The organism is Opitutaceae bacterium TAV5 (genome assembly GCA_000242935.3).
Lineage (GTDB): Bacteria > Verrucomicrobiota > Verrucomicrobiia > Opitutales > Opitutaceae > Geminisphaera.
Window position 1 is genome coordinate 6,115,595 of the sequence record CP007053.1, and the last position, 14,503, is coordinate 6,130,097.

At 61.9% G+C, this 14,503-nt stretch carries 10 protein-coding genes; 8 read left to right on the plus strand and 2 right to left on the minus strand.

The features are described from left to right. Positions 1-67 precede the first annotated feature (67 nt). The gene (locus OPIT5_25930) at positions 68-2,506 is read left to right on the plus strand and encodes a glycosyhydrolase (protein AHF93143.1); all 2,439 of its coding nucleotides are present in this window, start codon (positions 68-70) and stop codon (positions 2,504-2,506) included. 401 nt (positions 2,507-2,907) lie between these two features. Here the strand turns inward: OPIT5_25930 and OPIT5_25935 are convergent, their stop codons facing one another. Then, a complete protein-coding gene (locus tag OPIT5_25935; GenBank protein AHF93144.1) occupies positions 2,908-4,200 on the minus strand; it encodes a hypothetical protein in 1,293 nt (430 codons plus the stop codon). A gap of 236 nt (positions 4,201-4,436) precedes the next feature. On the opposite strand from OPIT5_25935, the gene OPIT5_25940 reads away from it, so the two are divergent. The 7 genes from OPIT5_25940 to OPIT5_25970 all read left to right on the plus strand — a co-directional run bounded on the left by OPIT5_25940 (position 4,437) and on the right by OPIT5_25970 (position 13,912). Next, positions 4,437-5,204 (plus strand): short-chain dehydrogenase, encoded by a 768-nt coding sequence (locus tag OPIT5_25940; GenBank protein ID AHF93145.1) that lies wholly within the window; start codon positions 4,437-4,439, stop codon positions 5,202-5,204. Between the two features lie 163 nt (positions 5,205-5,367). Next, a complete protein-coding gene (locus OPIT5_25945) occupies positions 5,368-6,423 on the plus strand; it encodes a hypothetical protein (GenBank protein ID AHF93146.1) in 1,056 nt (351 codons plus the stop codon). A gap of 105 nt (positions 6,424-6,528) precedes the next feature. Next, positions 6,529-7,143: a TetR family transcriptional regulator gene (locus OPIT5_25950; GenBank protein AHF93147.1), complete on the plus strand. Its 615-nt coding sequence runs from the start codon at positions 6,529-6,531 to the stop codon at positions 7,141-7,143. A gap of 63 nt (positions 7,144-7,206) precedes the next feature. Next, entirely contained in the window at positions 7,207-8,481 is a 1,275-nt protein-coding gene (locus OPIT5_25955; GenBank protein AHF93148.1) for a membrane protein, read from the plus strand. Between the two features lie 143 nt (positions 8,482-8,624). Next, positions 8,625-11,819: a transporter gene (locus OPIT5_25960; protein ID AHF93149.1), complete on the plus strand. Its 3,195-nt coding sequence runs from the start codon at positions 8,625-8,627 to the stop codon at positions 11,817-11,819. Between the two features lie 57 nt (positions 11,820-11,876). Beyond that, positions 11,877-12,641 carry an oxidoreductase gene (locus OPIT5_25965; protein ID AHF93150.1) on the plus strand — a complete coding sequence of 255 codons (765 nt, stop codon included), beginning with the start codon at positions 11,877-11,879 and terminating at the stop codon, positions 12,639-12,641. 47 nt (positions 12,642-12,688) lie between these two features. Then, a complete protein-coding gene (locus OPIT5_25970) occupies positions 12,689-13,912 on the plus strand; it encodes a transporter (protein ID AHF93151.1) in 1,224 nt (407 codons plus the stop codon). Between the two features lie 46 nt (positions 13,913-13,958). On the opposite strand, the gene OPIT5_25975 is transcribed toward OPIT5_25970, so the two are convergent. Continuing rightward, on the minus strand, positions 13,959-14,405 hold the full coding sequence (locus tag OPIT5_25975) for a hypothetical protein (GenBank protein ID AHF93152.1): 447 nt from the start codon (positions 14,403-14,405) through the stop codon (positions 13,959-13,961). Positions 14,406-14,503: the final 98 nt, after the last annotated feature.

Here is a 14,503-nt window from a genome sequence, read left to right on the forward strand (position 1 = left end):
GCGCTCCGCCTCAGCAGACCGATGCCTTCCTGCTGATCATTGCCACCATTCCCCTTTCATTTTATCCATGATCTCGCTACGCCGCCGCATCATTCAATGCCTGTGCATTCTTCCTTCAGCGGGAATATGCCTGTCCTCCGCACTTGTTCCGGAGAATATCACCGAACTATTCCCTCTGGACAAAGAGGCCGTTCGGCTGACTTTTGCCGCAAAGGGAGATAAAGGTCCGATATTGGCGGGAGAACCCCATTATCGTATTCTCAACTACGAGGGGAAGGAGATCGCGCGAGGACGGGCATCCATGGATGACGCCGGGAAAGTCTCGGTTCAAGCCGCGTTGCCTGCCGGTTTTTATGAGCTGATTTTTCCGGAAGCTTCCCCGGACAGTCCCGCCACGGGCATATGGAGCCGGAATCGTCATTCCTTGTTGAATGTCCCGGTCAACCAGGTGGATTCGTTTTTAGACATTGATGCGGCCTTGTCCTGGCTGACGAAACCGGAAGAGCGCCCCGAACTAATTCGGAACCTGCGAAACGTAATCGGTTCGTCAGCATTGGTCCGGGAGAGAATGGCGTGGCAAGACATACATGTGCGGGAAGATAAGTGGAATTGGGAAACGAAGTCTGCTTATGAGAGCACGCGCAAGATGTACGCGGAGGCCGGGATATCCCTGTTGGAAGTTTTTCACAATGCCCCCATGCGATGGGGCAGGTCGCAAGGAGGACGCTTCCCCGATGATCTTTTGGCGGCATCACGTTCATGGCGTGAACTTGCGCGTCGGTGGCATGCTTATTGGGGTGCGCTGGAAGTTTGGAATGAGCCGGATATTGCCTTTGGTGGGCATCAGCCGGCCGACCAGTATCTGCCTTTGCTCAAGACGATTCGTTACACGATGCGTGAGGCGGGCATTGATACGCCGATTGGAGGCGGCGTGTTTGCGACGAACGGTCGCGCCTACATCTCACTTGCCGCGCGCAATGGACTGTTGGATGAATGCGAATTCGTTTCATTTCATTATTATGGCGACCCGCTTGGGCTGGAGCGACTGATTGGACAGCACCGCATGTGGCTGGCGGAATTCGGCCAACCCCACAAACCACTCTGGTTGACGGAAACCGGAATTACCCGGCCCGGGAAATCAGGAGTGCGTCCAGATCGCGAAGTCCAGGCAAGAACGGCCCTCACCTACGCCATGCAAGCGGTGGAATCCCGGGCTTGTGGAATTGAGCGGTTCTTCCCCTTTGTGTATCCGGCTTATAGTGAACGTTCAGGTTCGAGACATTATGGGATGCTGGATCATATGAGGACGCCATTGCGAACGCTGGCCGCTTCCGCTCAGGCGGCGCACGCCTTGTCAGGAACTGTTTATGCGGGGGATCTGCCAGAGGAAACCGCCAAGGATGCCAAACGATTTCGTGTGTTTGAAATACCTGACGACAAGGAATCGATGTTAGTCGTGGCGTATTCCGGGACGGTGGCATTGGGCGCCATAATGAAGGTGCCGTTCCCGGTGCAATCCGCCCAAGGCATTGATGGACGCCTGTTAGAGCTGGCGGACGGGCAAACATTTCCCATTCCGGATGGCATCGCTTATCTAAAAGTGGCAGCCAGAGACGTGAAAAATCTGCTGGTCGAGGATACGGAAGCCATGCGCCTCTATCAATTGGCCCAAAAGAAATCTCCTCCGCCGCCATCAGCCACCCCCATTGTTTTGCAGCCTCAGATGGACATGAAATCCCTGTCCGCCGTGTCCTCATCAGGTTACTTCTTCCCTAAGGAAATGACGCGAATTCCGGTTAATGTAGGAGTCAATAATTTGGGCAAAGACGCCCGCCGAATTACGCTTCAGGCAGGCGCGAGCGCGTCCCGGAAAACAATTACCGTGGCAGGTGGGGCGCGTGAGATTGTGACGATGGAAGTCGATGTTGAAACATTGCCTGCTGGATTTGCTGAGACAAAACAGCTTGATATCACCACAACTTCCGATGGCGGTGAACGGGTTGCTCCTGTTGTTCTGCTGCTAAATGCGTCGGGTGGCTGGGACATCGGAAGGCATCTCAAGGAGAGCAATTATCAATTTCCGCTGTCTCTGGGGGAATCTTATCGCTGGACGAATCATTCCAGTGGCCGGATTGTATTCGAACATCAGGCACCAACGACATGGGGCTTTCGTGTGGATTTCCCCGAAGGCGTGGACCGCTGGGCGTATCCCCGCTTTACCTTGCCTCAGGAAGTGGATTCCGCCCGCACCACAGGCGTATTGCTGAGAGCGCGTTGTGCAAATCCTGCGACCATTCGGCTTATGGCCTGGGATGATCAAGGACGACAGAGCTACACTCCCTTTTCATTATTTCCTGCCGATGGCGAATGGCATGTAGTTTACGTCTCCTATGAGAACTTCTTGCAGGCCGATGTTGGAAAACCAATGAAGATCTCAATCGGACTCAACTCCAAAACCGAGAGCAATACCCTTGAAGTTAGCGACTTATATATAATCGGAAAATGACGACCTATTATCTGGTCACAGATCAAAGATCGGAAGTCCAAGTTTGCCCGCTGCCTCCAACTGCCACCACAGATAGAGGAATGACCTCGCAAATGTCTTGGGATCTTCCGTGGACTCGCGCGCCAGATCTTCCGGAGTGATCCAGCGCCCGTCGTCGATTTCCTCCGGATGCAGTGTAAACGGCCCCTCGTGTTCCAGTCGATAAACCCACACAAACTCCCAAGCCGTCTCCCGGGCACGGGACGGCGCGCAACCAGCGCGATGGAGGATTCCATGCGCGGCGTGTTCTTTTGTGCCTTTTTGTGGCTGTCAAATCCGGCATTTCCTTCTTCTTTCTGCGCATTCTGTTAACTTACCAAACCAGAACTAATGACAATCGACAGCTCTTCGGCCGGCGCAGGCTATGGCGCCGCGAGATATCGGGAACGAAGATTTTCTATCGCCTGAAAAACCTCGTCGGGGATCTTTTTCAGCGGCTCGACGCCGCGCCAGTGTTGTCCTGAAACGAATTTTTCAATCGCCGGATTGCCCGTGCGCTCGCCGTTAAATTCGCGGAAAATATCGCGAAGCGCGTCAAAATCGGCGGCCACGCGATCGGGCTTGCCGCCAAAATTTTTCTCGGGCTGGCGTTTGTTGAAACTGCCAAGACGTCCGATGAAACGTTCCGTTTCCTGCGCGTTCATCGGGAAAAAAACCAGGTAATACAGGACGTGAATGTTGTCCGCATCCGTCGGACGGAAGTGGTGGAGTTCGCGGGTGAGGAACTCTTTTTTCCGGGCATCCGGTTTCCATTCGTCGGACGAGGGCGCGAGAAGGCGCACGACGGGAGGCGTCAACGTCGGCAATTTTTCACGGGCGCGCGCCTCGTTTTTGTTGAGTGATTTGTTTTCGCCGAAGAGCGGACGCGTGGCGATGTAGCGGTCGAAGGGATCGAGGCGGATGGAGAAGGTGGCTTTCCCGATGACGCCGCCCGCCCAGCTCGCGCCGGTGGCAGTCACATAACTGAACCATTCGACCATGCAGTCAGCCAGGTTTTCCTGCCAGTCGGGGTAATCCGTGTCGGGCCACTTCTGTCCCGGCCGCCAGTAGGTCGCCCCCATGCTGACAGCAATCGGTATCTGGTAAGAGACGCGCAGGTTTTTGGTTTCGTCGGGAGCGAAATCCATATCCCACATAAAAAGGCTGCGGAATTTTTTCTTTTTGTCGCCGGGAACATGGCGTAGCGAATACGTGCGCTGGCCGTCGTGCGCGACGAAGCGGTAATGTTCCACATGCGCCCCAAGGTCGGTATTTTGGGCGTCGGGACTGCGATCTGCTTCGAGATACTCGCTGTCGAGCGGGAACCCGACTTGCACGCTCACAGGCTCGGCGCGAAGGTTCTGGAGAACGAAGTGACAGGTAAAACTCACCCGGTCGAGCCCGGGCAGTCCGCCGTCAAACGGTTCGCGTCCGCGTCCTGGCACGATCGTTACGGTTTCGCTGACCATCCGGATATCGTCGTTCCGGATGAGTTCGATATCGTAACCCGAACCGCCAAAAACCCCGGCGTTGGCGGAGAGTTTTGAGGGGACCGCCATCACAACAATCCACAGGCAAAGGATGCCCGTAATGTTCGGATAACGCGTGCCGACCGGCTGCACCCGGTGGCGAACGGAAGAGCGCCAGGCGAGAGGAAAACACAGGTTCATCAACATGCAGGCGAACCTGTTACCCGGCCTTGCCGATGTCAAAAGAACAACGGCAGGGTATCCGGAGAGATGCATGACCCGCACCTGCGAGCCCGGCACGTCAAAAAAGTGACAATCCCGTCAATCCGCGCCAAAGACGCGGGAGGCGGGATTTGCTTTAATCACTCTTCGCCAGTTCCGCCGCATTGCATGCCGTCACTCCGAACACCAAACTCCGAATCCTGAACCCTGAACCGAAACCCATGTTCTCCCTCACTGGAAAAACCGCCCTCGTCACCGGCTGCAAACGCGGCATCGGCCGCGCCATGGCCGTCGCTCTCGCCGAAGCCGGCGCCGACATCGTCGGCGTCAGCGCCACGCTCGAAACCACCGCCAGCGGCGCGGTCAGCGGTGTCGCCCGCGACGTCGCAGCGCTCGGCCGCACCTTCACCGGCTACGCTGCCGACTTCTCGAAGCGAGACGCCTTCACCGCCTTCATCGCCGAGGTCAAGGCTGCCCATCCGGTCATCGACATCCTCGTCAACAACGCCGGCAACATCCTCCGCAAGCCCGCCGCCGAACATCCCGACGAGTACTGGGACGCCATCATCGAAACCAACCTCAGCGCCCAGTTCATCCTCTCGCGCGAGATCGGTCGCGACATGATCGCCCGGGGCTCCGGCAAGATCATCTTCACCGCCTCGCTGCTCACCTTCCAGGGCGGCATCAACGTCCCCGGCTATGCCGCCAGCAAGGGCGGCGTCGGGCAACTGACCAAGGCCCTCGCCAACGAGTGGGCCGGCAAGGGTGTCAACGTCAACGCCATCGCTCCCGGCTACATCGCCACCGACAACACCGAGGCCCTGCGCAACGATCCCGCCCGCGCCAAATCCATCCTCGACCGCATCCCCGCCGGACGCTGGGGCGAACCCGACGACTTCAAGGGCCCCGTCGTCTTCCTCGCCAGCGACGCCTCCCGCTACGTCCACGGCTCCATCCTCCTCGTCGACGGCGGATGGATGGGACGATGATCGAAACCCGGGTCCCCGATACCGTTCGGTCAACGGGCGACTCCCGGTTCCCGCCATCATTCTCCGCCGACGCGCTCCCGTCGCGGTGACCCGACAGAATCGCTCACGCCAGCACCGGCGCTGTTGCAAGTTGCTTATACAAACACGGAGTCCCTTGAAAATCATGACGTCCGGCATTCTCTCCGTCCGGAATTCATCCGTTATGATCACACATCTGTTCCGGCTGCCTGTCGTTTCGCTTTTCCTCTTTGTTGCGGCGGCGGCAAGCGTCCTTGCCGTCACACCGGCCGACTTGCGACGCAATCCGCTGTGGTTGCCCGAAACCACCACCCTGAAGAAGGGCCTCGCCTTTGCCGACGGCACGTCCATCCAGGCCGGCCAGAGCTTGCGCATTTCCGGCATCGACAACAAAGGCTGCCAGCTCTGGTTCCCCGACGGAAAAAGCATCTTCAGTGTCGATATTTCCGATACAACCCTTATCCAGGACGCGGATGCGCGGCTGGCGACATTCACGCCCGAACAACAAAAACTCACGCCCGCCGCCCTGCGGAACCGCAAGGAGCTGTGGCCCTATACCGTGCAACTCAGGGACGAGCAGGCCTGGAACGACGGCACGGTGCTGGCCGCGGGAAAATCATTTCCGCTGATGGAGTTCGACGGTCGGCAACTCAACATCCTCCAGCCGGAAAAAAACGTCACTTATCGCGTCGATCCCGCCGCGACCGATTTTTATGCCGCCTGCCTTCAGGCGGTGGTCACGCCGCCCCCGGCCTCGCGCCTCTATCAGGAACTGGCCACCGGCGTGGTCGATGCCGCGACGCTCGAGCCCGTCGATTTTCTGCATGACGGCGGCCCCGAGTATCTCGCCATCTACTACACCGCCGGCTGGTGTCCCTATTCCGCCCAAGCCACGCCCGACGTCATGAAATGGTATGCCGGACTGAAAGACCGCGACGACAGCCACATCAAGCTGCTCATCGTTTCCAGAGACAAAAGCATTCCCGAGATGAAGGACTACCTGAAGAAGATCGACTTCAGCTCGCTGCTGGTACCCTTCGACAAGGTCAACCGGATGTTCCTGCTCAACCAGACAACCGTCCTTGGTTCCATACCCCATCTCGTCGTCGTGGACAGGTCCGGCAAACTCGTCATTCCCGGAGGCAGCGGCCAGCCCAAGGACCGAATCGACAAGGTGCTCAAGCAGATCGAGGCACTGTAGCTCCGGTGCCGTCCGGCACGAAACCCGAGTGCGGGCACGCTCGCATTTCGAAAAAAATGCACCCGGCGCTTGTAGTTTACCATTTAGTCAACAAGGTCCTTTCCCATGGGCCGACCAAGTGACGCCAAGGAACGTTTGCTCAAAGCCGCTCGCGATCTGATCTGGGAGCGCAGCTACGGCATGGTCACGATCGACGCCATCTGCGACAAGGCCGGTGTCAAGAAAGGCAGTTTTTATTACTTCTTCGATTCCAAGTCGGATCTCGCCGTCGCCGCGATCGACACCAACTGGACCGACAACAGCAAGCCCGTCTGGGACAGCCTTTTTTCCGCCTCCCTGCCTCCGCTCGAACGCATCCGCAATTTTTTCCAGTCCAGCCACAACAACCAGGCACGCCTGCAAAAGGAGCACGGCTGCGTCCTCGGATGCCCATGCTTTTCCCTCGGTTCGGAAATCTGCACGCAGGACGAAGCCATCCGCCTCAAGGTGCAGGAAATTCTCCAGCGCCAGATCCGCTATTTCGAATCCGCCATCCGCGATGCCCAGGCCGAAGGCTCCCTGCCTCCCGGCGATGCCACCGCCAAGGCACGCAGCCTTTTCGCCCTCTTCGAAGGCAGCCTCGGCCAGGCGCGCATCCAGAACGACCTCGCCTTTCTCCGCATCCTTCCCGACCTCGCGCTCGAAACTCTCGGCGTCAACCGCTTGCCCGAACCGGCATAGCGTTTTTTTGCCCAGATTGTTTACTATTTAGTCAACTACTACCACGTCATCCATCCATTCGTTATGAATCCAGCCGACTCAGTCTCCGGCAACGACACGACCACACCCGTTGCTGCCGCCGCGGGAACCACCGGGGTTTCCCTCGCTTCCCGCTTCCGTCTGCCATTTGTCCTGCTCTTCCTCGCCGCGCTCGGGGTGGGCGGAGGCGTTTATCTCACCAGTGGCGTGACCGCCGCGGAAACCGGTTCGCCCACTCCCCCGCCGGCGCCCAAGGTCACCGTCGCCCCGGTCGAGCAACGCATCGTCACCGATCACCGCGAACTGCTCGGCCGTGTCGATGCCACCGAAACGGTGGAAGTGCGTCCCCGCGTTTCCGGCTATATCGACGAAGTCCGGCTCAAGTCCGGCGAACTCGTCAACAAGGGCGACGTGCTCTTCCTGATTGACCCGCGCCAGTACCGGGCGCAGGTCGACCAGGCCACGGCCGGGGTCGAACGCGCCCGCGTCCGCCTCAGCATCGCCGAACGCGAGGCACGCCGTTCCGACGCCCTGCTCAAGGCCCGCGTCATCTCGGTCGAGGAAGCCGACACCCGCAGCACCCGCGTCGCCGAGGCCCGCGCCGAACTGCTCTCCGCCGAAGCCACCCTCGCCACCGCACAACTCGACCTCGAACACACCGAGGTGCGCGCACCGGTCAGCGGACGCGTCAGCCGCGCCTACGTCACCGCAGGCAATCTCGTCTCGGGTTCGCCCGCCGGCGCAACCCTGCTGACCTCCATCGTCTCGGTCGGCGAGGTCTATGTGTACGCCGATGTGGACGAGGACACCGTTCTCGCCTTCAACCGCCTCCGCGCCGCCGGCCGCATCGCCACGGACAAGGACGGCCGCGTGCCGGTCGAGATGCAGTTGAGCGACGAGGAAAACTTCCCGCACCGTGGCGTTATCGAATCCACCGACAACCGCATCGATCCCGCCACCGGCAGTCTCGTCGTGCGTATGGTTTTCCCGAATACCGATGGCCGGCTCGTCCCCGGGCTCTTCGCCCGCGTCCGCCTGCCGGTCAGCTCGCCCGAGCCGTCGCTGCTCGTCAGCGAACGCGCCATCGGCACCGACCAGAACCAGAAATTCGTCTTCACGGTCGGCACGGACAACACCGTCGCCTACCGCACCGTCAGGATCGGCCCGGCGCTCGACAGCCAGCGCGTCGTCCGCGACGGCCTCAAGCCCGGCGAGCGTGTCATCGTCAACGGCCTCCATCGTGTGCGCCCCGGCATGACCGTCACGCCGGAACTCGCCAGTGACGCGCCCGCCGCCGCCACCGCCGTCGCACTCAGATAAAACCGATACACCTCCCGTAGGGGCGCACTTCACGTGCGCCCGCGAATGGCGTTTGTCGCTTCGTTCTGCGAACGGGCGCACATGAAGTGCGCCCCTACGGGATTTTGCACGCCACCGAACAAGCCCGCGTCCAGTCCACTCGCATGAACTTCTCCGACTTCTTCATCAAGCGCCCGATTTTCGCCGGCGTTTTGTCCATCATCATTTTCCTCGTCGGCGCCATCGCGCTCTTCCGCCTGCCGATCAGTGAATATCCCGAGGTCGTGCCGCCGACCGTCGTGGTCCGTGCCACCTATTCCGGCGCCAACCCGAAAACCATTTCCGAGACCGTCGCCGCGCCGCTCGAACAGGCCATCACCGGCGTCGAGAATTCGCTCTACATGTTCTCGCAGGCCACGGCCGACGGCGTGATGACGCTCACCATCACCTTCCGCCTCGGCACCGACCTCGACACCGCCCAGGTGCAGGTGCAGAACCGCGTCGCCCAGGCGCTGCCCAAGCTGCCGGAGGAAGTCCGTCGTGTCGGTGTCACGACAACGAAAACCTCGCCCGATCTGCTCATGGTCGTGCACCTCTTCTCGCCCGACGGCCGCTACGACGACATCTACGTGCGCAACTACGCCACGATCCAGGTCAAGGACGTGCTCTCCCGCGTCGAGGGCGTCGGCGAGGTCCGGCTCTTCGGCTCGGGCGACTACGCCATGCGCATCTGGCTCGATCCCGGCAAGGTCGCCGCGCGCGGCCTCACCGCCTCCGATATCGTCGCCGCCATCCGCGAGCAAAACGTGCAGGTCGCCGCCGGCGCCGTCGGCCAGCAACCCGCCGGCTCCCGCCTCTCCGAAACCGAACTCCTCATCAACGCCGGCGGCCGCCTCATCACCGAGGAGGAATTCGCCGACATCATCATCAAGACCGGACCCGGCGGAGAGCGCGTCCGCCTCGCCGACGTGGCCCGGATCGAACTCGGCGCCGACAGCTACTCGCTGCGTTCGCTGCTCAACAACAAGGCCGCCGTGGCCCTGCCCATCGCGCAGCTCCCCGGCTCCAACGCCATCGCCACGTCCGACGCCATCCGCGCCACCATGGCCGATCTCGCCAAACGTTTCCCCGAGGGTCTCGCCTACGACATCGTCTACGATCCCACCATCTTCGTGCGCAGCTCCATCGAGGCCGTCGTGCACACCCTGATCGAGGCCATCGTGCTCGTGGTCATCGTGGTGCTCCTTTTCCTGCAAACCTGGCGCGCCTCGATCATCCCGCTCGCCGCCGTGCCCGTCTCGCTCGTCGGCACCTTCGCCGCGATGAGCGCGCTCGGTTTTTCCATCAACGCCCTTTCGCTCTTCGGCCTCGTGCTCGCCATCGGCATCGTGGTGGACGACGCCATCGTCGTGGTCGAAAACGTGGAGCGCAACATCGCCCTCGGCCACTCGCCGGTCGAGGCCACGCGCCGCGCCATGCGCGAGGTCACCGGCCCGATCATCGCCGTCGCGCTCGTGCTCTCCGCCGTGTTCGTGCCGACCGCCTTCATCAGCGGACTCACCGGCCAGTTCTACAAACAGTTCGCGCTCACCATCGCCATCTCGACCGTCATCTCGGCGTTCAATTCGCTGACCCTTTCGCCCGCGCTCAGCGCGCTCCTCCTGCGCTCGCACCACGCGCCGAAAGACCGCGTCACCCGCGCCATGGATTTCGCGTTCGGCTGGTTTTTCCGTCCGTTCAACCGGTTTTTCGAGTGGATCTCCCAAAACTATTCCAACGGCGTTGCCCGCCTCCTGCGCCTCTCCGTCATCGCGCTTGTCGTTTACGTGGGGTTGCTCGTCGTCACCGCGCTCCTCTTCCAGAAGACGCCCGCCGGCTTCGTGCCCTCGCAGGACAAACAATATCTCGTCGCCTTCACCCAGCTCCCCGCCGCCGCCTCGCTCGATCGCACCGACGCCGTCATCCGCCGCATGTCCGAGATCGCGCTCGCGCATCCCGGCGTGGCCAACGCGATCGAGTTCCCCGGCCTTTCGATCAACGGCTTCACCAATTCGCCCAACAGCGGCATCGTCTTCGTCGGCCTCAAGGACTTCGAACACCGCAAGTCGAAGGACCTCTCCGGCCCCGCCATCGCGCAGCAACTCCAGCAACAGTTCGCCGGGATCCAGGACGGTTTCATCGCCATCTTCCCGCCGCCCGCCGTGCAGGGCCTCGGCTCCATCGGCGGCTTCAAGCTCTACGTGCAGGACCGCAGCGACGCCGGCCTCGATTCCCTCTATGCCGCCACGCAGGATCTCATCGGTCGCGCCAACCAGACGCCCGGCCTCGCCGGCATCTTTTCGAGCTACACCGTCAACACGCCGCAGCTCGAGGCCGACATCGACCGCGCCCGCGCCAAGACCATGGGCGTGCCGCTGCAAAACGTCTTCGAGACGCTCCAGATCAACCTCGGCTCGCTCTACGTGAATGACTTCAACCGCTTCGGCCGCACCTGGCAGGTGCTCGCCCAGGCCGATGCCGATTTCCGCGACAGCGCCGAAGACATCCGCCGCCTGAAGACCCGCAACGCCGCCGGCGAACTCGTCCCCCTCGGTTCGCTCGTCAAGGTCAGCGAGACCTACGGACCCGACCGCGTCATGCGTTACAACGGCTATCCCGCCGCCGAGATCAACGGCGCTCCCGCGCCCGGCACCAGCTCCGGCGACGCCGAGGCGCTGATGGAAAAACTCGCCATCGACACCCTCCCGCAGGGCATGGCTACCGAATGGACCGAACTGACCTTCCAGCGTATCATCGCCGGCAATACCGGCATCGTGATTTTCCCGCTCAGCGTGCTGCTCGCCTTCCTCGTGCTGGCCGCCCAGTACGAGAGCTTCCGGCTGCCCTTCGCCGTGCTGCTCATCGTGCCGATGGCGCTGCTCTCTGCCATGGCCGGCGTGTGGATCACGAAAGGCGACAACAACATTTTCACCCAGATCGGCCTGATCGTGCTCATCGGCCTCGCGGCCAAGAACGCGATCCTGATCGTCGAATTCGCGGTGAAACTGCGCGAGGAAGGCAAGAGCATCACCGAGGCCGCCATCGAGGCGTCGCGCCTCCGCCTGCGCCCGATCCTCATGACGAGCATCGCCTTCATCGCCGGCGTCTTCCCGCTGGTCGTCTCGACCGGCGCCGGTTCCGAGATGCGCCGCGCGATGGGCGTGGCGGTCTTTGCCGGCATGATCGGCGTCACGATCTTCGGCCTGTTCCTCACGCCGGTGTTCTACGTCGTCCTGGAAAAGCTCGGTGTGAAAAAACCGAAGCCCGCCCACGCGCCGGACGGGGTGGCATCACCGACCATCGCTCCCGAAACCAACTAGAACGTAGCGGCATGCAGGGACGCATGCCGCTACTTCCTGAATTTTTTCTCCACCATCATGAGCACCGTCACACATAAACTCGCAGGAAAAACCGCGCTCGTCACGGGCGCCTCCAAGGGCATCGGCGCCGCCATCGCCCGCCACCTCGCCGCCGCCGGCGCGACTGTTGTTGTCAATTACGCCTCCAGCCGCGAAGCGGCCGAGCGGGTCGTCTCGACCATCACCGCCGCCGGCGGCAAAGCCATCGCCATGCAGGCGGATGTATCGAAAAAACCGGACATCGATCGTCTCTTTTCCGAAGCCAAAGCCGCTTTCGGCCGGATCGACATCCTTGTCAACAACGCCGGCATCTTTGACTTCGCTCCGCTTGCTGAGGTCACCGAAACGCATTTCCACCGGCAGTTCGATCTCAACGTCCTCGGTCTCCTGCTCGCCTCGCAGCAAGCCGCGGCGCAATTCGATCCCGAAGCCGGCGGGGTCATCATCAACATCAGCTCGCTCGTGAGCACGGCCGCTCCCGCCGGCGCATCGGTTTACAGCGCGACCAAGGCCGCGGTGGATGCGATCTCCCGATCACTCGCCAAGGAGCTTGGTCCGCGTCGCATCCGGGTAAACTCACTCAATCCCGGCATGGTCGAAACCGAAGGGTTTCACGCCGCCGGCTTCGAGGGTTCGGATTTCCAGAAGGACGTCGTCTCCCGGACTCCTCTGGGGCGCATCGGTCAACCCGACGATATCGGCCGGGTGGCCGTGTTTCTCGCTTCGGACGACTCCGGCTGGGTCACCGGACAAAGCCTGCCCGTCTCCGGCGGTTCCAACTGAACCCGGCCCGCATTCCTGCCATCACTGCGCCGGACACCCGCAACCTCATGAGTCAATCTCGCATCCAGACCATCGCCAGCCCTCACCGCTCCCCGTTGCAATCGTGGCTCGCGGTGCTGTCCGTCGCGCTCGGCGCGTTCGTCGTGGTCACGTCGGAGTTTTTGCCGATCGGACTGCTGACCGATATCGCGGCGGGTCTTCACGTTTCCGACGGCACCGCCGGTCTTATGGTCACCATTCCCGGCCTCGTCGCGGCCCTCGCCGCGCCGGTCATGGCTGTCGCGGCCGGCAAGGTCGATCGCCGGACGCTGGTGCTGTCGTTGATCACACTGCTCGTCGTCTCCAATCTCGTCGCCGCGCTGGCCCCCGGATTTGCCGTGATGCTGGTCGCGCGGGTCTTGTTCGGCATCACGCTGGGCGGTTTCTGGACCGTTGCCGTCGCGCTCGGCAGCCGGCTCGTGCCGCCGGCGTCGATGGCCCGGGCGACGACTATCATCCTTGCGGGGATCTCGATTGCCACGGTGATCGGTGTGCCGGCCGGCGCGTTGATCGCCAATTTCGCAGGCTGGCGTTTTGCGTTCGCGCTGGTCGGCAGTATCGCGCTGGTGGTCGGCGTGGCGCAGTTTTTCCTGTTGCCGTCCATCCGCCCGAAACAGGTTTTGGGCGTGAGGCAAATCACCCACCTGCTGCGAAACGCCGACGCGCGGAACGGACTATTCACCGTCGCTTTCGTGATCGCCGGGCACTTCGCCGCCTACACTTACATCGCTCCCTTTCTGAAGCAGCAGACGGGCGTGAATCCCGGTATGCTGAGCACACTGCTGCTCGCCTACGGCGTGGCCGGCATCGTCGGCAACTTTGCTGGCGGCGCCGCTGCGGCGCGCGATCTGCGACGCACGCTGGTCACCGTCATCCTGTTGATGGCGACAGCGATCCTGCTTCTTCCGGTTGTCGGGCTGTCTCCGGCCGGCGCCAGCGTTCTGGTGATCGCCTGGGGCCTCACCTTCGGCGCCATGCCGGTCGCCCTTCAGTTGTGGGTGTTCAAATCCGCGCCCGACGCTCTCGAAGGCGGCGCGGCGATGATGGTTTCCGTTTTCCAGATCTTCATCGCCATCGGCTCCGTGGCCGGCGGCATCGTGGTCGATCACTTTGGCACGCCGGCGGTGATGTGGGGCGCCGGCGCTGTCTCGCTGACCGCGCTGGCGATGGTGAGGCTTTCCCGCCATGCTCCGGTGATCGCGTCCGGCGAGCGCCAGCCGCATCTGGTTTAGGAGCCATGGTGCGCGCGGGGCGGAGGGCTCCGGGCGGGCGGCGTGATCAGAACCGCTCGCGGACCGGCCTGCCCTCCTCGGCGTCGTGGAGATCGACAAAGGTCCGGATATCGTCGCGACCGGCAAACCCGCTGCGGGCCTTGTCGGCCGCGAGGCCGTCGCTGCCGCTGTCGCGCCAGCCGCGTTTCAGCAGAAACAGATTCCAGACCAGGATCTGCTCGACGTTGGGCGGTTTGCGGTCGCGAAACAGGTCGGCGAAAATCGCCTCCGCCGTGCCGCCTTGCAGGGTGCGAACCCTGACCTGCTCGTAGTCGAGTTCCCAGAAGCGGCAAAAACGGGCATCGAAGCTGGTCGGATCGGCGAAACCGAGGTGGGCATGGAAGTCGGTGGGCAGGCGTCCCGCGGCGTGCAGACGGATTTTGTCCACCATGCGCGCGAAATAGACGATGCCGTTGGTCTCTATATGGTCGCTGACCGGAGTTTGTGTGTTCATGGCTGAGCGGGGAGGCTGGCTGCCTCCGGTCCGGACCATCCGCTTGCCGGACAAAAAAATCAAACGACGCGGCGTGTGATTTGCCCCGCCCTCGCCGG